General features: G+C 46.9%; 21 protein-coding genes and 2 pseudogenes. 8 read left to right on the top strand and 15 right to left on the bottom strand.

Annotated elements, in window-relative coordinates:
• Nucleotides 1–18: 18 nt before the first annotated feature.
• Nucleotides 19–846 (top strand): SirB1 family protein, encoded by an 828-nt coding sequence (locus NDA03_RS03735; RefSeq protein WP_190440549.1) that lies wholly within the window; start codon nt 19–21, stop codon nt 844–846.
• A 3-nt stretch (nt 847–849) separates the two neighbouring features.
• On the opposite strand, the gene NDA03_RS03730 is transcribed toward NDA03_RS03735, so the two are convergent.
• The gene (locus NDA03_RS03730) at nt 850–1305 is read right to left on the bottom strand and encodes an SRPBCC family protein (RefSeq protein ID WP_190527197.1); all 456 of its coding nucleotides are present in this window, start codon (nt 1303–1305) and stop codon (nt 850–852) included.
• Nucleotides 1306–1581: 276 nt separating this feature from the next.
• Here NDA03_RS03730 and NDA03_RS03725 point away from each other — a divergent pair, with 276 nt between their 5' ends.
• Both NDA03_RS03725 and NDA03_RS03720 read left to right on the top strand, forming a co-directional pair.
• Nucleotides 1582–3357: a mechanosensitive ion channel gene (locus tag NDA03_RS03725; protein ID WP_348237327.1), complete on the top strand. Its 1776-nt coding sequence runs from the start codon at nt 1582–1584 to the stop codon at nt 3355–3357.
• A gap of 351 nt (nt 3358–3708) precedes the next feature.
• On the top strand, nt 3709–4293 hold the full coding sequence (locus NDA03_RS03720) for a TIGR00730 family Rossman fold protein (RefSeq protein ID WP_348237326.1): 585 nt from the start codon (nt 3709–3711) through the stop codon (nt 4291–4293).
• A 185-nt stretch (nt 4294–4478) separates the two neighbouring features.
• Here NDA03_RS03720 and NDA03_RS03715 read toward each other — a convergent pair.
• A pseudogene (locus NDA03_RS03715) lies at nt 4479–4781 on the bottom strand (transposase); the annotation flags it as partial.
• Between the two features lie 515 nt (nt 4782–5296).
• Entirely contained in the window at nt 5297–6703 is a 1407-nt protein-coding gene (locus NDA03_RS03710; protein WP_348237396.1) for a GTP-binding protein, read from the bottom strand.
• A gap of 272 nt (nt 6704–6975) precedes the next feature.
• Between NDA03_RS03710 and NDA03_RS03705 the strand changes: the two genes are divergently transcribed.
• Nucleotides 6976–7239, top strand: coding sequence for a DUF3146 family protein (locus tag NDA03_RS03705; RefSeq protein ID WP_190409998.1), 264 nt, complete (start codon nt 6976–6978; stop codon nt 7237–7239).
• 63 nt (nt 7240–7302) lie between these two features.
• Here the strand turns inward: NDA03_RS03705 and NDA03_RS03700 are convergent, their stop codons facing one another.
• From NDA03_RS03700 to ntcA, 3 genes are all read right to left on the bottom strand, one after another.
• Complete coding sequence (locus tag NDA03_RS03700) at nt 7303–7707, bottom strand: pre-16S rRNA-processing nuclease YqgF (protein ID WP_348237325.1); 405 nt, start codon at nt 7705–7707, stop codon at nt 7303–7305.
• A gap of 74 nt (nt 7708–7781) precedes the next feature.
• Nucleotides 7782–9383, bottom strand: a complete 1602-nt coding sequence (locus NDA03_RS03695; RefSeq protein WP_190409996.1) for a DUF3084 domain-containing protein — start codon at nt 9381–9383, stop codon at nt 7782–7784.
• Nucleotides 9384–9630: 247 nt separating this feature from the next.
• A complete protein-coding gene (gene ntcA, locus NDA03_RS03690) occupies nt 9631–10302 on the bottom strand; it encodes a global nitrogen regulator NtcA (protein WP_190409995.1) in 672 nt (223 codons plus the stop codon).
• 379 nt (nt 10303–10681) lie between these two features.
• On the opposite strand from ntcA, the gene fabI reads away from it, so the two are divergent.
• Both fabI and hisB read left to right on the top strand, forming a co-directional pair.
• Nucleotides 10682–11458 (top strand): enoyl-ACP reductase FabI, encoded by a 777-nt coding sequence (fabI, locus tag NDA03_RS03685; RefSeq protein ID WP_190409994.1) that lies wholly within the window; start codon nt 10682–10684, stop codon nt 11456–11458.
• Nucleotides 11459–11611: 153 nt separating this feature from the next.
• A complete protein-coding gene (gene hisB, locus NDA03_RS03680) occupies nt 11612–12256 on the top strand; it encodes an imidazoleglycerol-phosphate dehydratase HisB (protein WP_190532581.1) in 645 nt (214 codons plus the stop codon).
• Nucleotides 12257–12386: 130 nt separating this feature from the next.
• On the opposite strand, the gene NDA03_RS03675 is transcribed toward hisB, so the two are convergent.
• The 3 genes and pseudogenes from NDA03_RS03675 to NDA03_RS03665 all read right to left on the bottom strand — a co-directional run.
• Nucleotides 12387–13505, bottom strand: a complete 1119-nt coding sequence (locus NDA03_RS03675) for a WG repeat-containing protein (protein ID WP_348237324.1) — start codon at nt 13503–13505, stop codon at nt 12387–12389.
• Nucleotides 13506–13721: 216 nt separating this feature from the next.
• Complete coding sequence (locus NDA03_RS03670) at nt 13722–14123, bottom strand: hypothetical protein (protein WP_190409991.1); 402 nt, start codon at nt 14121–14123, stop codon at nt 13722–13724.
• A gap of 119 nt (nt 14124–14242) precedes the next feature.
• A pseudogene (locus NDA03_RS03665) lies at nt 14243–14435 on the bottom strand (hypothetical protein); the annotation flags it as partial.
• Between the two features lie 249 nt (nt 14436–14684).
• Between NDA03_RS03665 and crcB the strand changes: the two are divergent.
• Nucleotides 14685–15083 (top strand): fluoride efflux transporter CrcB, encoded by a 399-nt coding sequence (gene crcB / locus NDA03_RS03660; protein ID WP_190686055.1) that lies wholly within the window; start codon nt 14685–14687, stop codon nt 15081–15083.
• 220 nt (nt 15084–15303) lie between these two features.
• Nucleotides 15304–16695, top strand: a complete 1392-nt coding sequence (gene mgtE, locus NDA03_RS03655; RefSeq protein WP_190430354.1) for a magnesium transporter — start codon at nt 15304–15306, stop codon at nt 16693–16695.
• Here the strand turns inward: mgtE and NDA03_RS03650 are convergent.
• The 6 genes from NDA03_RS03650 to NDA03_RS03625 form a co-directional block, all read right to left on the bottom strand.
• Entirely contained in the window at nt 16664–16891 is a 228-nt protein-coding gene (locus NDA03_RS03650; RefSeq protein WP_348237323.1) for a hypothetical protein, read from the bottom strand. The two genes, mgtE and NDA03_RS03650, sit on opposite strands and share 32 nt — an antisense overlap.
• 48 nt (nt 16892–16939) lie before the next feature.
• The gene (locus tag NDA03_RS03645; RefSeq protein WP_190440574.1) at nt 16940–17194 is read right to left on the bottom strand and encodes a hypothetical protein; all 255 of its coding nucleotides are present in this window, start codon (nt 17192–17194) and stop codon (nt 16940–16942) included.
• Between the two features lie 101 nt (nt 17195–17295).
• Complete coding sequence (locus tag NDA03_RS03640) at nt 17296–18474, bottom strand: M20 family metallopeptidase (protein WP_348237322.1); 1179 nt, start codon at nt 18472–18474, stop codon at nt 17296–17298.
• A 579-nt stretch (nt 18475–19053) separates the two neighbouring features.
• On the bottom strand, nt 19054–19773 hold the full coding sequence (locus NDA03_RS03635; protein WP_348237321.1) for a Uma2 family endonuclease: 720 nt from the start codon (nt 19771–19773) through the stop codon (nt 19054–19056).
• Nucleotides 19774–19910: 137 nt separating this feature from the next.
• The gene (locus NDA03_RS03630) at nt 19911–20597 is read right to left on the bottom strand and encodes a hypothetical protein (protein WP_190532600.1); all 687 of its coding nucleotides are present in this window, start codon (nt 20595–20597) and stop codon (nt 19911–19913) included.
• 94 nt (nt 20598–20691) lie between these two features.
• Nucleotides 20692–22350 carry a serine/threonine-protein kinase gene (locus NDA03_RS03625; protein ID WP_348237320.1) on the bottom strand — a complete coding sequence of 553 codons (1659 nt, stop codon included), beginning with the start codon at nt 22348–22350 and terminating at the stop codon, nt 20692–20694.
• Nucleotides 22351–22405 lie beyond the last annotated feature (55 nt).

Genomic DNA, 22405 nt, shown 5'->3' with positions numbered 1-22405 from the left:
CTAAACAATTGAATTGCCATGAACTTGCCACTGGGTCGCCTATCCTTTTATCAGGAAATTAATCAGCCAGATGAGCAAATTAATCTGGCAAAAGCTGCTCTGGACATTGCTCAGGAAGAATATCCAGACCTCGACCCGGATGAATACCTCAATGCCCTCGATACAATGGCAGCGGAGGTACAAGAACGCCTACCTGCCCAACGATATCCCCTGCGGGTGATTCAAACTATCAATCAATATCTTTACGACGACTTAGGTTTTACGGGAAATAACGAGAACTATTACGATCCCCGCAATAGCTTTTTAAATGATGTAATCGATCGGCGCACTGGCATCCCGATCGCCCTAGCGCTAGTTTATTTAGAAATTGCACGACGCATTGATTTTCCGATGGTTGGGGTGGGGATGCCGGGGCATTTCCTGATTCGCCCGCAGTTTGAGGATGTGGGAATCTTTGTGGATGCCTTCCATCGCGGCGAGATTCTGTTTGAGCAAGATTGCAGAGATAGACTTGCGAAGATTTACCAACAGTCAGTGCAACTGCAAGCGACTTTCGTAGAACCCGTGAGTTCTCGGCGCTTTTTGACCCGGATGCTGACGAATCTGAAAATGATTTACCTGAACCGGCAGGAGTTGCAAAAAGCACTCGCCACAGTGGAACGGATTTTGCTGTTGTTCCCAGACGCACCGATGGAATTGCGCGATCGCGGTCTTCTCTACTTCCAAATGGGTCGCTGGTCAGAGGCATCCCAAGATTTAAACATTTATCTGGCGATACTTCCCAATGCGGAGGATGCTGGCGTGATTCGCCAGTTACTGACACAAATCGAACAAGATATCTATTAGCCTTTAGCGATCCATCTCCTCTGCCACTCGCTTGAGACGTCGCAATTGAGCTTGCATATCGGCTTTCGTAAAGGCAGCGGCGAAGGTATTAAAACCCCAACGCACGAAAGGACTGGGAATTTCAAACTCAAAGCGATTCAGCAGGCGCGTGCCCTTTCCCGTTGCCTCTGACTGACATTCCCAGCGATCGCGTCCTTTAAAAAATCCTTCAAATCCCCAGACAATTAGCCCTGGTTCTCGCTCCACAACTACCGTTTCGAGCGTGGGTTGCAATAAGGGAATTTGAATAATAAACCGACTTTGACTCCCCACATCTGTTCGCCACTCTCCGACGGGTTCGCACCGCAACGCCGGATTCAGCCATCGATGCATTAAGACACGATCGGTAATGCAGCGCTCAACCACCGTTGCACTAGCATTGATTTGGATAGATTGCTCGAAAACTTCAGTAGGAGACATACTATACAGACTTACTGGAAGCGAACGCTACAGAAACGCAAATCGGGAAGCACCGCTAAAAGTCGGATATTTGCGATTTTTTCGCCTTATTTATCTATAAAGATAGATTAAAAACTGAGAACGTTGGTCTATATCTATCTCATCCTGTTTTAGTCAGTTTTTTATTTTCCAATCAGCAGCTAGAGAATTGATCGGCGTGTAGGATAAGTCTTGGCGATTCCTGCTTAGCAGCGTAACTTTTGTATATTTGCCCATCCGACGTTAACTCAGAACACCATGAATGGAACTTGGCAAGGAATTACACTCACTCTCTTTCGAGAGGTGCCACTCAGGTTGAACGGGTTGTTAGCGCAGAGTACACCCGTACCGGCGGCTGAAACCGCTCCCGCAACCAATAATTTTTCGGTTGACAGTATTATCTCAGGGCTGGGTCTCAACCTAGGCAATTCGCTAGTGGATCTGATTAAGGCAATCCTAGCGTTAGTCGTTGGCTTGATCGTGGCTTCACTAGCGGCGGCGGCGGTGCGAGGACTGCTGAATCGCACGGACATCGATAATCGTTTAGCAGCATGGATTACGGGTCGCCAAGGGGCTGAAGATGGGCCGCCTGTGGAGAAATGGATCTCCAGCGTGGTGTTTTGGCTGATTATGCTCTTTGCCATCGTTGCTAGTTTACAGACGTTAAAACTAACAGCGGTTGCTGGCCCTCTTAACACTCTGTTAGAGCAAGTTACTCAGTTCATCCCCAAACTGGTCAGTGCAGCGATTCTCTTAGGAATTGCCTGGGTACTGGCAACCTTGACAAAGCTAGTGGTGACGCGGGGACTGCGGGCGCTACGGTTAGACGAACGTTTGGGCGAGCAAGCAGGGACTCCGACCCCAAGAACAAACCAGTCGGGCGAGCAAGTGGGGGGTACGACCACCCCAAGAACAAACCAGTATTCTCTGAGCGACACCTTAGGGAATGCTCTGTACTGGTTTATCTTTTTGCTATTTCTGCCGCTGATCTTAGATGCCCTACAGCTACAGCAAGCACTGGGTCCGGTTAATAACCTGCTAAATCAAATTTTGGCAGCAGTACCGAATATTTTGACTGCTATCGTCATCGGTGCAGCAGGTTGGTTGCTGGCGCAGGTGGTGCGGCGGATTGTGACGAATCTGCTGACGGCAACCGGAACGGATCGGTTGGGTGCAAGATTTGGAATTTCACGGGCAACCGGCGGACAAACGCTTTCCTGGTTGATCGGGACAATTGTTTTTGTTCTGATTTTAATCCCGACTGCGATCGCTGCTCTCAATGCTTTGGGAATTGCGGCAATTTCGGTTCCGGCGATCGCTATGTTGACCCAAATTCTCAACGCGATTCCGCTAATCTTTACCGCAGCGTTGATTCTTGGCATCGCTTATGTGGTTGGACACTTTGTTTCCGAGTTAGTCACCAACATCCTCACCAGCATCGGATTCAACAATATTTTCTACTGGCTGGGTCTCCAATCTAAGCCTTACACCCGCGCCACGCCAATTCTACCTCCGGCTCCAGAGGCACAGATACCGCCTACCGGACAAGAAACTATCCTTCAGGAACCGACGCCTCCCACCCGCACCCCGTCAGAACTCGCCGGGATTGTGGTATTGGTTGGCATTATGCTGTTTGCGACAGTAGCAGCAACTAATATTCTGCAAATTCCGGCGCTAACTCTGTTGGTCAGCGGCATTGTGGTGATATTAGGTCGAATTCTCGCTGGTTTGGTGGTGTTTGCGATTGGTTTGTATCTCGCTAACCTCGCCTTTAACTTGATTACCAGTTCCGGTACTCGCCAAGCGCGGATACTCGGACAAACTGCTCGGATTGCGATTATCGCCCTGGTTTCAGCAATGGCGCTGCAACAGATGGGAATTGCTAGCGATATCGTTAACTTAGCTTTTGGTTTGTTACTAGGAGCGATTGCAGTAGCGATCGCCTTGGCTTTCGGGTTGGGTAGCCGTGATGTTGCGGCTGGGCAAGTCCGCGAATGGCTGGCATCCTTTAAAGAAGATAAAACGCCTCGCTAATCACAAATTTTCTCGGTCAGTTAAATGTAGGGTGGGCATCCGTGTCCGCCCTTTTCAGTCAAAGTTGGATGGGTTGAGTGAAGACTGATGCAATCGCAATACATATCAATACATATAGATATAGCGAGAAATTCTTCATCTTTAACTTGATGGTGTGCTAAAGCGTAGGAATTATCCCGTAGATTTACTGATTAACTGGATAATATGTGGTAGAAATAATTCTATCCAGCGAATCTGACACTTAATATAGTTATGCTGCTCAATTTCTAGACGGGGGAGTAGTGCTAATTAACTAAAAATGTTCAAAAAATAAAGTCGTATAGCAGGGTGAGTGTGTGGAGGAGCTAAGAAATGTTGAAAAGTGTTTGCATTTATTGCGGCTCAAACCTGGGAACTCGTGATAGCTATCTTCAAGCTGCACAACAGCTATGCATTGAGCTGGTACAGCGCCAAATAACAATTGTCTATGGCGGAGGAAATACAGGTTTAATGGGTGCTGTCGCTAATTCTGCACTTGCTGCTGGCGGGAAAGTTGTCGGAGTAATTCCTCAAGTTTTGGTAGATCAAGAGGTTGCACATACTGGGTTGAGCGAGCTGAGAATTGTAAAATCAATGCATGAGCGCAAATCACTGATGTCCGATTTATCTGATGCTTTTATTGCTTTACCCGGAGGATTAGGAACATTAGAGGAGTTCTGTGAGGTGGCAACATGGACTCAGCTTGGATTCCACAGAAAAGCATGTGGGCTTTTAAATATTGAAGGCTTTTATGATAACCTTCTCTGCTTTTTAGATCATGCAACAGAGGAAAAATTTATTCGCTCAGAACACAGGAAAATTTTTATAGCTGAGAAAAATCCTATAAAGCTAATCAGTAAACTAGATGAGTTTGAGATACCCATACTTCCCAAGTGGATTGATCGAGCACAATTATAAAGTTAATAAAGTGAGCTAAACTTTAGTTGCTTAATTCCGCCATGTGGCTTGTCAAAAAGGGCTGTCATGCTTGTCGCGTCGTGCATGATGCCCTGGTGTCCGATCTGTTTCTATATCGTTATTAAACGACTTTTCCGACTGGCGATCGCATTCAGGGCAGCGGTTGAGGAATCTTACTCAATCAAATCTGATATTAAGATAATCTCTCGTCCTTTTAGAACTTGCAAGATTAGCTTTAATCGTTGCTCTCTCAACTGCTCTACCTGCCAGGGAGATGCCGTGAGAAAATGATGCAATGATTCTTCCTGCTCTAGCCCCGCTACTCTCGCTATTGCACCCAGCCATTTTCTCTTAATGTCTGCTAGCATCCCGATATGCAGATTTTTAAAAGCTTCAAAACTTCTGACTTCTGGAAATATTGGTTGATACCATTGGCAGTAATCATCCACGAATTTCACGGTCGGCTTGGCTGAACGTGGCTCTGTCATAGACTGGTTCTGGCTTTTAGCTGTTTTCCCTCATTATTCTCCACCCAGAATGACAGACGAGCAATATCAAAGCTTTTGATAAATTTTAAGGATTATAAAAAACACGCGATTGCTTTATGCGGAAACTTATCTATAGCCTTACTTGATTACTGAACATCGCTTTTTAAACGAGCCACTACGCTTTAAATACAAAAATCGCGAGTAAAAGAGAAAACTGGCAATTTGTTTGGAATTTTTATAGCCTAATTTCCCCCGGTTTAGTAAATCTTCCTGGAACTCGCGCAGAGGACATTGTCCTCTGCGCTCTAACTACACTGTTATGTAGCCAGACAAATACAATTACTATATTATGGCTTTAATATGTACAAAACAACTACTTTATTATAAGTATATTCGATCTAAATAAAACAAAAGATCAGTTGCACTGATCGATGATTTTGAAAATCGAATTAGATGAATTTTAAGTAGCAAAAAAACAAGCAATCGCTTGTTTTCAAAAAGAGCGATCGCGTGTTTTAATTCACTAACTTTGCACTCAACTCATTCTTAATCCGATTCAAAATTGAGGCTTCATCCAGTGAAGTCAGAATGCGACTTACCACGGCTTTTGGGCCATCGGGACCCCAGGAAGCGCCGTTCGCCAAGTAAGTTTTAGTGACTTGTCCAATCCCGTAAGAAGAAACCCCAGAAACACCTGCCTGAGTCACGGCAACTGATAGATAGGGACCTAAAGACACCCCACCCGTTGCGGGTGCGGAGAGTCCTAAGAGACTTTTCAGGGAACTCAGTCCCAAAGTTGCCAAAAGTTCGCTGGCACTAATTCCGCCCATACTGATGGCAATTTTTTGTAGCAGTCCCACCGCTCCAGGCTGAGTCATGGGAATGCCGTAGAGTTTAGATAACGTGAGAATCATTGCCACGTCGATGACGGCACCGCTGAGGAGATCGACAACCGTGACCGGGTTGAGGGCGATCGCAACTGCCTTCGTCATCACCCCTTTCCAGATGATCTGATTCGCACTTTCATCGCGAATCTGCATCTTCCTAGCAATCATCTGTTCGTTCACATCATCGGCATACAGCATGGTATTGAGCGCTACCAGAGCTTTGCCTTCCCGGTGTAAAATTTCCAGAATTTTCAGCTTCAAATCCAGAACTTGCGGCGTTCCTGGTCGCCGCTGCACTGCCCTCGTTCCGTCAGGACGGCGAACCGCCTGCGCCACCAGGGGAGAGGCTGCAACCATCACAATTTCATCCGGTGAGAGCAATTCCCGCACCCGTTCATCCCGTATTTTGCGGTAAATCGCCATCCGGTCGGCATCCGGATACTGGTCAATTTTGTTAAATACCAGCAACATCGGTTTACCGACTTCCCGCAATTGCGATAGCGCCTCGTATTCCACCTTGTTCATGTCGCCCGAAATGACAAACAGCAGCAAGTCTGCTTGTCTGGCAACTTGTCTGGCTAAGGTTTCGCGGGTTTCTCCGTCTACTTCGTCAATTCCTGGGGTGTCAATTAGCTCGATTTGGGAATTGCCTGCACTCGGCAGCGTGACTCGCAGGATATCGCTGACGCTTCCCGCCTCATTCTCTTGAGACAGTTGCCAGTTGGCACCTTGATGGGTGCGGGTGACGCCATGAAGCGGTCCCGTTTCAAACACGTTTTGACCTAATAAGGCGTTCAGTACCGAAGATTTACCTCGTCCCACCATCCCAAAGGCGGCAATTTGGACGACTGAGCGATCTAACTTCTCCAGCATCGTTGCCAAATCGTTAATCTCAGATTCCAGGCCCGTCCGCTCTTGTGCAGTGAGATCCAGGTTATCTACCAAATCTCGTAGAGCATTTTGTGCCTTTTTATAATTCAGTTCTGCTTGGATGTCATCAAAGCTCAAAATGGCGTTATCTAGTTCCCGATCCAAATCTGCGTCCGGGGTTTGTGAAGGGAACTGGCTGGCATTTGGGGTTCGGTCAGACGATAAACGACTCAAAATTGCACCTTTTGTCCTCAGATGTTACTCTTCTTTCATCCTAGTCAATACGGATCTAGTCTGGCACTTTCCATATCCAGAGGGATATTTTTACACGGTTCGTGCCAGCTCAGTATCAGCTGTGAGAATGATGTTATCTCGAAGGCGATCGCAATAAGTTTAGTATTGTTGCTGCTAATAGGTATTTGATCGGCACAGCGATTGTGAGTTCTAAGCGTTTACCCCAAACTACTGCCCACGTCCGAATTACCCATCTTTCCTGGCAACGGGGCTTTCTAGCAGGCGAAGTCACGGCGGCGGAATATGAATGGCAGTTCCAGTGGTGTTTCCGACAGGGTCAATTGTCGGTGACACCTTCTTTGGGACGCGCTTTAATTCAGGAACCTCTGGGTCGATTTTTAGAACAGAAAGATTACCAGCTAGAGCCTGGAGGAGACTATGCGTTTACGATCCGGGCGGAACTTTAAAAGTTTTGAGTTTTGAGTTTTGAGTTCGGTTTAAATTAAGAAAGTCAAGAATGGCAGAGTTTCCTAGTTCCTAGTCTCTCGTTGCTTCATGTATCTTTCGATCAGGAGGATAGCAACAATGTCATCAATTGGTCGGGGGAGACTCCGCATACCTTGGGGAATCAGGCGTCCTAAACCTTGGGGAGGGTACATTTGCCAATAGCGATCGCGTGCTTCCAATGTACTGTAGCGCTCATCTACCAGGACAATCGGCACCGACGTTGGAAATTGCTGAAGTTTCTTTTTCCAACTTTTGGAAGTGGTTTGATCGCCCATCACCAAAGTATCAATCGGGTACTCTTCACATAAGTCAAGGATCGTTGCGATCGCTGCTTCTGCCGGTACAACCTCGTGGTAATGCAGAGAATTGTCTTTCCCCACTACGGCTAAACCACACTTATCGCGCCCTGGATCGAACCCTAAAATCATCTGAATTGGCTAATTGCTAATTTACGAATGGTTAATTGCCATTAGTCATCATCTCATCACTCATGACTAATAAATTACATCCTCACCACAACTTCTCCGTCTTCAACTGCCTCCAAATTTAATTTCATGGGTCCGGCAATATAGGCGTCCTCTGCCACGACCGCTTTCAGAGAAATCGGCTTATTGTGCTTTTTCAACTGCTCGATAAACCGAATCAAGCTAACAATTCGATTGTCGCCAACCTGAACTGTATCTCCTAAAATCCCCGCGCGAGTGGCTCGGAACTGGGATGCTCCAAGCAGCAGGTCAATCCGCTGCCGAATTTGTTGGTCGGTCATGTTTGAAGGATCGGCAGATGTCGTTGCTACGACTTCACCAGTGCGGAATACAACTTGATTGGGTGCGGCGTCTGCAAAGACTTGTACCTGCTTTTCTCCCTGGACATAGTTACCAGCCGAAAAAACTCGGACTACATAGTTTCGACCATCCTGAATCTGGTTGATCAGTTGCTCGACCTGTGCCTCTGTAATTTGCACGACCCGTTCGTTCGCCACCTTGTTGAGACCGGGTTGGGTCGCTTTAATCGCTGTCCGATTCGCTTCCCGTAATAGCTGCTCAATGACCTGTCGGGCTGCGGCTGGCTCGACAATACGAAAAACGCCAGCCGCCAGAACCTGACCGCGCAGCAGTGCCAGACTACCCTGACGCAAAGTTTGATAAGACTGGTAATACTGTTCTAAGGTTGCCACTTCCTGCTCTAGGGAAGCTTGTTGTTTTTCGAGTTCTTTAAGGCGATTTTCTCGCTGGGCAATCACCTCATCTCGTTGAGAAATTTTGTTGTCAAGTAGAGATAAGGCTTTGTCTCGCTGGGCAATTTGCTCATCGCGATCGCTCAGGCTCTTCCGAAAGGCAGCAAGTTTCTCATCAAGTTCGACAAGGGCTTGATCCCGCTTGAGAATTTGCTCATCGCGTTGGCTAATTGCTCGGTCTTGCTGGGCAATTTTTTGGTCGCGCTGAGTCACTTTCGCTTTGAATTCAGTAATTTCAGCTCTGACTTGATTTCGCTGCTGGAGGAGTTCTTGGCGTTCTGCTTGAAGTTGTTGGATTTCGGAACGTAGCGTCTTGGCTTGCCCTGAGACAGATGTAAGCTGTTTTTGGGTTTGCTGAAAGCTGCTGGCAACCCGGGTCAGTTCGCTTTGAGTCTGATTTAGTTGCGCCTCCGTCTGGCCTTGTTTAGCCAGCGCAGCTGCCAAAGATCGATTAATCGCATCTAAGCGCTGCTGAGCGACAGATTGCTGGGTGCGAGCTTGAGCGAGTTCCTTCTCTACTTGCTCTTTTTGGGCGGCGGTTTTAGCAAGTTCGCTTTCGGTTTTCCGTTTCTGCTCGTTCGCTTTAGCAATATCCTTACTTGCTGTCTTGAGTTTTTTCTGCACTTCTTGGAGTCTAAAAACTCCAATCCGCAATTGTTCGCTGGTCGCGAAGATGATTGTTAGTGTTGAGGCAGAAATCGTTAGCCCTGTCAGAATCGTTACCAAAACAGCTGTTTTGCGGGGACGCAGATTGAACAACGACAGGCGTGCTTTTCCCACGCGCGTGCCAATGCGATCGCCTACCGTTGCGATGACGCTTCCCAACACTAAAATAGACAAAATCAGGAAGAGCGCACTGTCGGTCATTGTCTGCTACAGTCATTCCAGTTACAGCCTATCGCATCGCAGGCTAGAGAAAGGGTTAACAGGAATTAAAGATCGAAGGTGAAATCGGAAAGGTTAAAGGTTGGAAGGTTGAAAACTATCCGCTTAAAACCTGACACCTTTTAACTCAACTCCCGACTAAATGTTAAAACTGGATAACCTGCTCGCGCTACCATGCCGTTTTAACCAACAACCTAACCTACAACCTGACGAGAGCCTCTAGCTGTTTTCAAGTAAACTGCTGACTCAGTGTAACTGGGTTGTGTACCGTAATTTTTTTCTTGTGGATAGAAATCATTTTTTCCTCCCGCAAATCTCCCAGTAAGCGGGTGACAGTTACCCTGGTGGAGCCGATTGCTTCTGCGATCGCTTGATGAGAAAGCTTCAGATCGATCGTAATTCCATTGGCGGTAGGAACGCCAAAATCACGGCACAGAATCAATAGAAAACTCACCAAGCGCGATCCCATATCTCGGTGAGCTAATGTCTCAATCATCATTTCTGTTTGCAAAATGCGCGAAGAAAGCCCTCGCAGCATCAACATCGATAGCTCCGGATTATCCTTGAGCGATTGCTCTACCTGATCGATCGGTGCCGAAAGCAGCTCCACTGGCGTAAATGCTACAGCGTGATAAAACCGATCCGAACGATGCCCTGTAATTAAGGACAGTACTCCAAAAACGCTGTTTTCTCGCAGCAGCGCCACGGTAATTTCTTCCCCAGCTTCATACACGCGAGACAGCTTTACTGCACCTTTGAGCAAAAAGTATACCCGTTCAGCCGGGTCTCCTGGGAAAAAGATCGTCTTGCCCCGCTCAAAAGTTTCCACCACGGGTGGAAACGCCCCACCTCCCAGTTGACGGAACACAGCTGCTAGCGGTCTATCTTGCGTCACTGCCACTTCCTTTTTCCTAAATGCTGCCCTACAGACTTCTGCAACTTTCTGTCGGAGGAACTTTAACCATAGCAAAACAACTATGAGAGTTTTCTGACATTAGACACAGATAAACTGACTTCCAAGCGGTTTTTGTGCTATTTGATACAAAATTTTAAAGTAGTTTCCCCGGCTACCTTCTTTAGTTCTCTCCCTGCTCAAGGCAAGTAAGATTATGACGGAAAATGTTGATATCTTGACAGTATCTGCGCTATCGGGTGGGATGCATGGTGAGTAAGGAGGCACGCTCCTTACCCGTACTAGACAGCCTTGCTCCGGGCGATCGCGATCTTGAATACTCCCCTAAATCGGATATCCTCTAATATTGCCTTCAAAATCGACATTTATGCTAGATTTAACCGGAAAAAACGCCCTTGTCACCGGCATTGCCAACAATCGATCGATCGCCTGGGGGATTGCTCAGCAACTGCACCAAGCGGGTGCGAATCTAGGAGTGACTTACCTGCCAGACGACCGAGGCCGCTTTGAAAAAAAAGTGGCAGAGTTGGTAGAACCCCTCAACCCCAGCTTATTTTTACCCTGCGATGTCCAGAATGAGACCCAAATTCAGTCTACATTTGACGCCATCCGCGATAAGTGGGGCAAGCTAGACATCCTGATCCATTGTCTTGCTTTTGCGAACAAGGAAGATTTATCAGGTGATTTTAGCAACACTACCCGCGCTGGCTTCACCCAAGCTCTAGAAATTAGTACCTATTCTCTGGTGCAACTTGCTGGGTCAGCAAAACCACTGATGACAGAAGGTGGCAGCATTGTCACGCTGACTTATCTAGGCGGCGTTAAGGTGATCCCCAACTACAACGTCATGGGAATTGCCAAGTCTGGATTGGAAATGAGTGTCCGTTACCTGGCATCTGAATTAGGTCCACAGAATATTCGCGTGAATGCAATTTCGGCAGGTCCCATCCGCACTTTGGCATCGTCGGCGGTAGGTGGCATCCTGGATATGATCCATCACGTTGAGGAAGTAGCACCGCTGCGACGCACTGTAACTCAGAAAGAAGTGGGAAATGCGGCTGCTTTCTTGTGTAGCGATTTGGCAAGTGGCATTACAGGTCAGGTGCTGTATGTCGATGCGGGATACGAGATTATGGGGATGTAAAAAGAATCAAACATTAAAAATTAAAAATTAAAAAGCAAAGATTCTGCTAATTTTTAATTTTTAATTTTGCATTTTTAAGGCTTTCGCGTCTCCCAGATGCTCAGTAACGTAGGATAATAAACTTAACTTTATTTTCTTGAGTGAGCATCTGCGATGCAGGCACGCGATCGCCAATTTACACCTTCTCCAAGCATTGAACAGCTTTTGTCTCCTCGCATGGCAAGGGTTCCCCGCAAGACGGGCGAAACGGATGTCATCGTCACCGTCAAATTAGACGGGAATGGCACTTGCAATGCCAAAACCGGCATTCCGTTTTTAGACCATATGCTGCATCAAATCGCCTCTCACAGCCTGATTGATTTGGATGTAGCCGCGACGGGAGACTTGGAAATTGATGACCACCATACCAATGAAGATGTGGGAATTACCCTAGGAATGGCGTTGCATCAAGCACTGGGCGATCGCAAAGGAATTGTCCGATTTGGGAATTTCCTCGCCCCTCTCGATGAAGCGTTGGTTCAGGTAGCGTTAGATTTTTCCGGACGTCCTCATCTGAGTTATGGCTTAGAGATTCCCACTCAGCGAGTCGGGACTTATGACACCCAGCTGGTGCGGGAATTTTTTGTGGCGTTGGTCAATCACAGCCAGATGACGCTGCACATTCGCCAACTAGATGGAATTAATTCGCACCACATTATTGAAGCGACGTTCAAAGCGTTTGCGCGATCGCTCCGCATGGCAATCGAAGTTGATCCCCGTCGTGGCGGTACGATCCCCAGTTCTAAAGGCGTGTTATAGGTTTCCTTGCAAATACACTCCGATAAAGGCAACGAGAGCCGGGGAAATCCTCACCAGGCTCTCGCTTCATTCTGCTGAAGTTTCCGCGACCACTGACTCTCAATTCTTCTATGTCTTCAGAAATGAGAACTTATGGAAGAGGTTTGCGGATATAGCCATATTTATTGCCAATCTTAACTTTTGCTAGCCCTTGCGAAAAAGATTGAGCGCTATCAAATTGGGGTTTAATTACGAATTTGCCACTCTTATTGATATAGCCCCATTTGTCGCCGTTCTTTACCGCTGCTAGGTCTTCTGAAAAGTTATAAATATTATCAAATTGTGGGGGAATGACAACATTGCTTGCCTTGTCAATATAGCCTACCTTAGTGTCTATCGTTATGCCCGCCAGCCCTTGAGAAAAGTCCCCAGCCCAATCAAATTGGAGTGGAATAACAAGATATCCCATTTTGTCAATATAGCCCCACTTATTATTACTGGATATCACTGCTAGTCCTTCCGAAAAAAACTTAGCTTCCTCAAATTCCAACGGAACAATAACGTCTCCCCGATTATCGATATAGCCCCATTTGTTGTCTTTTTTGACTGGCGCGAGTCCTAGGGCTGATTCAGTGCGATCGCTTATAGAAAAAGATTCAGCAACATCAAACTGGGGCTGAATGACGAAGTTGCCTTTCTTGCCGATATAGCCCCACTTTTTACCGATTTCTACCGCCGCCAGCGCTAACGCAGTACGATCGCTTATAGAAAAAGATTCAGCAATATCAAATTTTGGGTTAATTACCAAGTTGCCTTTCTTATCAATATATCCCCACTTTCCATCTATCTTTACCGCTGCCAGCCCTTGAGAAAAATTCTTAGCCAAATCATATTTTGGTTTAATGACTAAGTTGCTACTCTTATTGATATAGCCCCACTTGTTCTTTAGTTTGATAGCCGCTAACCCTTGGAAAAAAGATTCGGCATTATCAAATTGAGGTTTGATTGCGAAGTTGCCTTTATTATCAAGATAGCCCCATTGGCCGTCTATTTTGACTGCTGCTAGCTCTTCTGAAAATGAATCAGCCCAGCTAAATTTAAGCGGGATGACTATTTGCGAATTACGGGCTTGTCCCTCAGTTGCATCAAAATTAACTTGAGAAGTCCGAAAATTTGAGATGGCTTCACATCCAGAAATTAGAGCGATCGCTAATCCAAACAGAAGGCTGGCAACCGCGACAAGCAATCTGTTGTGAGTTGCAATTTTCATAAAAGTACCCTATCCAATCGCAGCCAAGATTTAAGTAATCAATATTTGTTAAGCATCTGAAGTAAACCCTGTTATTGTCAGTGAAATTCTAAAGCTTGCTGGTAATGCCTGACTAGATTAGGCTATCCGAATTTAGAATTAAAAAATTAGAAAGGCACCCAGCTAGCTGAGTGCCCCTGTTTTATATCGGCGCGTGATTACTGTTTCATTTCAACATCAAGAAGGGGTGCGAGGAGCTGTCAGGACATCCCAAGCCGCTTTAGCAGCTTCGGCAAGGCGATCGCCTAAAGTTGACACTTCCTTCACGATGGACTCCCAGTTCTTCTCTGCATCCATTTGAATGAGTTTAATCGAGTATGAAATTCGCTCTGGATCGAACAACTTATCCTGTTCAATCTTCTCCCGTGCTTGTTTCACTGCATTGAGATAGGCATCGCGAGTATATTCGGTAGCAGATTTTGTTTCTACCTGCGCCCGTTTTTTAATGGCGTCAATCAGCGCCATCGTTTCACGCTTCAAATCTTCGGATTCGCCTGCCATATTTTCATCAACGATAGCCTTTGTCTCCGGGCTAACTGTTATGGCGGTTTCTGTATTATTAGGGACTTCTGTATTCATGGCTACATCTCATGAGTAGAGTTTTGAGTGAAAAAGATTAGCTTTTAGTAAGGTTCGGCTACTAATTTCACAAACCGGAAAATTGAAGAAATGCTAGTACAGCCAATAAATCATCAGCGGTAGCTAACTATTGGGGCAAGAAACGCGATCGCACGACCAATTGTGACAGCAACGGCTTGAGTTAACGTGTCGCGATTGTAGATATGGTAGAGTTCGTAAGTTCGTCACAGCTACTAAAGCAATCCCTACCAAGGCACCTGTCCAACCACCAATGAACCAGTAGCTGACGGTAATGATTGGCGCACTAAACAGACCTAATTAGGCAACGGTTTTAAACTGATTCACTCCGCTTGCTCTCGTTGAAGGCATCTGCTTAAATAAAGGGCTATATCAGAAATAGCATTTCTGTAGTATATTTCCTTCAGCCTATCGGTATAATTTCAGAGGGTTAAGGCAAAAAGCGATAGCAAAGGTACGGGTTAACAAACCTAACCTCCTATAAGAAATCGCTGGATTGGAGACCCTTCATTCCCCAGTCCGAGAGTCTAATTTTCAAGTTAAATGCTCCAAGACCCCGCGATTCGTCATCCCATTGCCATCAGTTTAGGAGCGATCGCTGGAGCATTGAGTCGCTACTATCTCACCCTCTGGTTTGCCCAACGCTTCGGCACCAGCTTTCCCTACGGCACCTTTTTTATCAACCTTACAGGTTGCTTTGGGATGGGTTTTTTTGTCACTCTCGCCTTAGAACGGGTAGCGAATATTCCTCTAGATGTGCGATTGATGGTAACGACCGGCTTTTTAGGAGCTTACACAACTTTCTCCACTTATGGGTTAGAAACATCTATTCTACTGCGCGATCGCAGTTATGCCGCCGCCGGTATTTACTGGGCAGGTAGCGCCATATTTGGAATTATTAGCGTTCAGCTAGGCACGCTTCTGGCTCGGAGCGGGCGGTAGAAAAAACCCTATGGCTGCTTAGCACACACCATTCCCAGAGCCTTCAATCTCGATCCTTGGAGACTAGACTGGTGCAGGAAAAATATCAACAATTGATTAAGTAGGGCGGTTGGCTCTCATTGGTGCTGCATTTACTCTTAAATCCCACGAAAACAACCGTACCAATGCCCTTTAGACTAAAAGCAGCAACAAACTTAACACTGGATTAAGAGGGTCTACCTTGACTGACACCAATACTCCTTTCCAGACAGTCTCGCGCAGCGAACTCCGGCAGCTCGTCCGAATGCAGCTGCAAATGCTGCTTGAGGCGGAAGACCTTCAGGGGGCAAAAGCAATCCTCGTCCCGGTGCAACCGGCGGACATTGCAGAAGCCATTGAAGGGTTGCCAGAGGCGATGCAAGCGATCGCCTTTCGCTTGCTCTCCAAGGACGAGGCGATTGAAGTTTATGAATATCTCGACTCTAGCGTGCAGCAGGCGCTGATTGAGGAATTCCGGCGGCAGGAAGTTCTGGACATTGTTGATAAAATGTCCCCTGATGACCGGGCACGACTTTTTGACGAACTGCCCGCTACCGTTGTCCGTCGTCTGCTCGAACAGCTCACCCCCACCGAACGCCAAGCGACAGCTCAGTTGTTGGGTTACGAGGCTGGTACTGCTGGACGATTGATGACACCAGAGTATATCTCTTTGAAAGAAAACATGACGGTGGCGGAAACGCTGGAGCGAATTCGCAGTTTAGCCCATGCTACTGAGATTATTTATTACCTTTATATTACGGATGCTGCTCGTCACTTGTCGGGCATTTTATCCTTACGCGATTTGGTAATCGCCAATCCCGATCAGAAGATTGGGGACATTATGACCCGTGATGTAGTATGCGTTTATACCAGCGATGACCAGGAAGAAGTGGCGCGGCTGATCGGGCGCTATGACTTTCTCGCTGTCCCGGTGGTAGACCGGGAAAAGCGTTTGGTGGGCATTGTCACCGTTGATGACGTGATTGACATCATCGAACAAGAAACGACAGAGGATATTTACAAACAGGGCGGTCTCCAGTCGGGGGGCGACAATTATTTCCAGACGGATTTACTCACGGTGGCTCGCAAGCGTGTCGTCTGGTTGTTCGTCTTGCTACTAACTAATACTGTCACCGGCACGATTATCAAAGCGGAAGAGGAAATTCTTCGGCAAGTGGTATCGCTGGCGGCGTTTATTCCCTTGTTAACTGGCACTGGCGGGAATGTCGGTTCTCAATCCTCGACAGTCGTGATTCGGGGCTTAAATACCGAAGAACTTCGAGAAATGGGGCCAGCACAGGTGGTAATGCGAGAAGCGATCGCTGGGGCACTCCTGGGAGTGATGTTAGGCACCGTGGCAACGTTATGGGCTTTCTGGCTCCTAAATGGAGATTGGTCAGTCTCGCTGGCTGTAGGGATTAGTTTGGTGGCTATCTCGGTTTTGGCATCAGTTGCTGGTTCCGGTCTTCCGTTCATTTTCCGCGCTGTCGGGTTAGATCCGGCTTTGATGTCAGCACCGTTTATTACAACGGCAGTTGATGTATTGGGCGTACTGATTTACTTTAATTTGGCGCGGCTAATTTTGAAGTTGTAGAAGCAGCGAGTAACTGGGTATTCAGTTGAATCGGGAAGTCATGAGAAGGTGACATCAAATCCGCTTGAGCAACCAGTGCATTCTTGTCGGCGTAGCGTCCTGAAAGGGTATAGAACCATAATTCCTGCGGCTTCGCTTTTCCCTCGCCGCTGACAAAGAGGGTTTGGGGATGAGCTTTCAAATGATGGTGATTCAAACGAATTTGATATACGTAAAATTAAACGTTGCGGATGAAATTTCGCGTCTACAATTCTGTTGCTGTATCAGGAGCAACAATTTCCCCTTCCATACTCATTAAAGAGTCTTGATCGGTAATCAAATCACTCAACTCATGGAAAGTGACGCCCATATCTTCACAAGCTTTCTTGAGTTCTCGCTTAAAGGTGCCTAAATCCTCACCATAGCCTGACAAATGAGCCGCAGTTTCAACTCCCTGTTTTGCATTTGCTTTAGCACAATCAACCAGCTCTAAACCTTTCAGAGGTATTGGTGAGGCCATAAGTAGTTTTGAATTTTAAGTTGTATTATTTGCAGCATACTGAGATTTACTCCAGAGACTTATCCTTCTGGAGTTAGAAAATCGAGGGAATTCAAATGTTTTTAGCGATGCTGCCAATATTTACAGACAGCATAGGCGAGGGTAACGACGCCGGTAATAATGGCAGATTCATCCACCTCAAATTGGGGATGGTGCAGCGGGTAGTTTTTTCTGTCCGGGTATCCCACACCTAGTCGAAACATCGTACCAGGAGAGTGTTCCAGATACATCGAAAAGTCTTCCGCACCGAGAGAGGGTTCCAGTAAAATTTGGACGCGATCGCTTCCCCACGCTTCTTTGGCAGCTGTTTCCACCAACTGAGTCAGCGCTGAGTCATTTTGCACAGAAGGGACTCCCCGGCGATAGTTGACTTCGCAGGTAGCTCCGTAAGTTTTACAGATATTGCAGACAATTTGCTCAATCCACTGGGGTAAGGTGGCATGAGTTTCCGGATGCAGCGATCGCACAGTTCCCAATAATCGCACATGATCGGCAATCACATTTGGGGCGCGTCCGCCCTCGATTTTACCAATCGTTAGGACGACCGGGCGCAACGGGTTCTGTGTGCGGCTAATCGCTTGCTGAAGAGAAGCGATCGCTTGCGCTGCAATCCAAATTGCATCAACTGCCTCATGAGGACGCGCCCCATGCCCAGATTCGCCTTTAATAATAATCTCCAGATCGTCTGCGGCTGCTGTCAAAGCACCGTAACGAATTCCCACCGATCCCGCCGCAATAGAAGGGAAAACGTGAACGCTCATAATCGCGCTGACATTCTCCATCACTCTATCTGCAACCATCCACCCAGCACCTTGAGCGATTTCCTCTGCTGGCTGGAACAGAAAACGCACATCTCCTGGCAAGGCATCTCCGAGCTGAGATAGTATCATCGCCGTCCCTAAACCGACTGTGGTGTGGACATCGTGACCGCAGGCGTGCATAATTCCCGGAAGACGCGAGGCATAATCTAAACTGGTGCGTTCTACGATTGGCAAAGCATCCATATCAGTACGAATTGCCAGTAGTCGCTCATCGATACCTTGTCCTTTTAACTCTCCAACTACGCCAGTTTTACCCACCGCTTCTTGGACATGAAGCCCGCAGGAAGACAGCACGCCAGCAACATAAGCAGCAGTTTGGTATTCTTGACCGCTTAGTTCTGGGTGAGCGTGGATATGTCGTCGGATTTCAATCAGGCGAGGCGCTAGTTTTTCAGCAATGTCTTTAATACGAGTTAGCACGGATTTCTTAATTGAATGAACGCTTATTTCATGATAAGAGTGGTTAAAAAACTCAACTGCCCTTTAGTCATTCAATTATAAGGACTGTGAGGGATTGCTGAATAATGGGTAAATAGAAAGCAATTGCAAAATAGTTACAAAAGTAGTGATTCTAAGCCTTGACAAAAACAGGGCAGAGGCTATAGGGAGCTAGTTGGACGTGATGCGATCGCTACCGGGATCGATTGATATCAAAACGTACTATTAATCATCATTCCCAAATCTAAATACCTTTCTACCCAGATAGTCGCATTTACAGATTTCGATACTTTCTTGATAATCATTCGGGTGAGAATCGCCAATTTCAAAACAGTTTTTAGGCGATTTTCAGAGGTTATAAAAATAAATTAAATTTAGTATTACCGGAAGGGTTAATTTATCAAAAAGGAAAAAACGACCCACTGCTGACAAGTAGCGATCGCCTTCAGCTAATTATGCAAAGCTTATAGTCATGTATCTGCTTGAGCGATCGCATTAACCCGTTACTAAGGTCTAGACGTATCGGTAGCTTGCAAAACCCAGTCTAGGTGTAACAAAATGTTACCCTAGCGAGTCTGGATCTAACCCCATAGCACGAAGTTGTTTTGCTAAAGTTTGGGCGCGTTGTTCAGCAAGTTGGGCGCGTTGTTCGGCAAGTTGGGCGTTTTGTTCGGCAAGCTGAGCGCGTTCTTCCGGTATCAGCAATCTTTGCCCTTGCTCGTCGTACCAGTACAACCACTCCCGCGTAATTCCTTGATAAATTCCCCGTTCTGCACCAATCGCCAATCCCATTTCTGGGAGCCAAACCGGGTTTCCTGGCTGCAACACATATTCGCCATCAACCAACCGATGGACTTCCAAATGCGGCTTTCTGCGACGGCGTGACGAATAAATTACGTAGTACAAAACCCCTAAATTCGCATAATCTAGCTTTTTTTGGCTATATTCTTTCCGATAAGTTTGGGAGACAACCTCCAACACCATCGTTGGGACGCGCTCTTCTTCCCAAATTGCATAACTTAAGCGCAGTTCCTCGTCAAAAAACCGCTCGACTCCTAAGCTAAGAAATCCATCGGGTACAATGGCTGGTTTATCAGGATCGTAGTAAATCCCCATATCTACGCCAAAAAACAAATCCATCCGATCTGCCCAAGCCATCGCCAATATTGCTTTTAGCAAACCAGGGATTAAATCTTGCAGTTCATTATCCACAGGCGTTTCGTCAGAGTCGGGTAGCTCCTCGGAAGAGGGAAAATACTTTGGTGGCTTGTACTCTAACATGACTAATTTCCCTAAGACTACTGACTCTATGATAAATAAGTAGATACAAACAAAAAAATTAGAGAAGCCCATTTTCTAAAAAATGGAATTTCTCTAAATTTATTTAATGCAAGTAGACTTGTCCCTTAAATAAAAACTTAATCGCAGACTGCAAAAGTTTTTTGTTTACCATCTAAGAAGTATAAAGCCTCAGAACAGTAAGCAAGAGAATCTACATCTAGTTGTTTGGGTGGTTCATCGGTCTTACTAACTTTCCACAATTCAATCGCTGGTGTATTAACATAGGTTTTTTCTTCTGGCGATTCCGCTTTCAAAGGACTATACTTGCGGTTAGCTAAACCTTTTTCTCCTGCGGGTTTGAAGTCCATTGAAGTGTAAATTACCCCTTCTTCTGGCTTCGTGGTGCGCCGGTAATCTTTCACGAGCGATCGCTTAAACTTTTCATTGCCTTGATTCAGGGCGATTTGAAATCGGAAATCAGCCGTTTCTTCAGCTACTAATAACATTGCATAGTCTTTCAAGCCATCTTGATTAAAATCAGCCGAGAAGATGCTGCAAGTAAACTTCTGGTTCGGAGTTTCACTAGACTTAAAGTTGCGAATCGACGGTACAAAATCGGATTCCTTAGCGAGGCGGTGTTCGCCAAGGGTTGCTTTCACAGGTTGCGGGACTTCGCCTTGACACTGCAAATTGGGTAACTCAGCCACTGTTGAGGGAGTTGGGGAAGTTGTCGATGTTGTTGATGTGGACTGGTTAGAATTTGTTGTAGAGTTACAAGCACCCAACATCAGAACCATTGCCAATAAGAAAATTTTTTTTATCATGAGCTGCTAATTAAATCTGTCTGCTCAAGTAGAGCTTCCAAGGCGCGATCGCAAATTCCGGGGATTAAGCGATCGCGGCTCAGGCGACACGTCATTAACGCCAACCTAACCAACGCAGAAAAGGCACAACCAAGTAGTAACTCACGCCCAGCCAGAAGGCAATCGTGACACCCAGGAGACTGAAAAAACCAAGGCTAGGAAGGAGATCGAACGAACTAAGAGTAAAGAACCCTAAACCCCCAAAGATTCCGGCTGTGCCAGCTGCGGCGACAATGGCGTGAACCAGTTGATGGCTGGGCAAACCAAGACCGAGCGTTAACGGGCCAACAGCAACTGCAATCAACGTGACCATTTGCAGCACCGTTCCAGCAGGCATCAGATGGCAAACCAGCCACCCTAACCCATAGCCAAAGACACCCATGAGTCCAGCCACTAAACGGCGCTTGCGTTGACCAAAGCCACCAGCTTCAGTAAGACCCCAAGCCGTTCCCCATCCAGCGAATGCAAATAGCAGAATGGCTTGTCCGACTGGGGGTGGAATATAGGGGAAAACAGGTGGTAGCTGCGCCAGCAAAGCAGCGAAATGAGTCCCTAAAGGGAACACATAAGCCAAAGAAAAACCAGTAACAGCAAACACCCCCCCCGCAATTCCGCCAACAAGCATCTCCCAAAGCGTATCCAGGCAAGCTGTCACAACTTTAGCGATCGCTCGAACCACGAAAAGAGCCGTTTGACCCGCTAGCGTCACAATAGAGGCGATCGCGACCCACAACAGCTTCAAACTTCTGCTAGCGAGGGTCGCGATCGCATCCGAGAAAGACTGCGGAACCTGACTGGTTTTCGTCTTCATGGAAGAATCCCCAGCCAGACGCTGCTGAATTTCCACAGCCGTCCCCGGTCGCTGGCGCACATCAGCCTGCACCATATCATCCAGCAAATCGGCGAAGGCGGGACTCACCGGGGCGCAATGACGCCAACGTAACTCTCCTGTCGCCGGGTCTTCCAACTCTGGGGGATATCGACCTGTGAGCAAGTGAATCATCGTTTGACCCAGCGCATAGAAATCTGCCGCCGGTCCCACCGCACCTCCAAAAATCTGCTCCGGCGGACTGTATCCGGGAGAAATCAAACGCGTTGAACTTGCCTCTTGTCCCACTTGGACAGTGCCTATCTGTTTCGCCCCGCCAAAATCAATTGCCACCAGTTGCCCGGTTTCCTGGCGAAGCATCAAGTTGGAGGGTTTAATATCTCGGTGAATAATCTGCCGCCGATGCAACTCTTGTAAAATATCAAGCGCTTGCTTCAGCCAATTCGCCACCAGCGGCTCCGGACACCCTTGGGGATAGTGGCGCTCCAGGATATCCTGCAATGTCTGACCGTTGATTTTTTCCATTACCAGACAAGGCAGACGCCGGTAAGAGGGATGACCCAAATTCACTACAAAATAGCTATCTGGCTCGACGCTAGGGACACCCGGATGATGCAGACTTGCTAAAACAGATGCTTCTTGCTCAAACAGTTCCTGCGCCTTTGATGAAGATTCCAGTAATACCTTCAGCACCCGGTCTTTTGCCAACTGCAAATCCCAGACTGTATAAATAGCAGCGAATCCCCCAGATCCTAGAGTCTGGAGAGGAATATAGCGATTGTTCAGATGTAGCAGTGCCCCACAACAGTTGCAAAATTTGTTTCCCCAAGGCTGGGGATAGGGACGCGAACAATCGGGATTAATACAGTGGGCAGCACTGGTCACAGACTAGAATTAGATGAAAACACAAGCTCCCTCGATTCTACTCGACGCCTCAGAC

The sequence above is a fragment of the Trichocoleus sp. Lan genome, from assembly GCF_039961855.1.
Lineage (GTDB): Bacteria > Cyanobacteriota > Cyanobacteriia > Cyanobacteriales > FACHB-T130 > FACHB-T130.
Note: the sequence above shows the minus strand (reverse complement) of the source record. Positions and strands in the feature narration are given on the sequence as shown.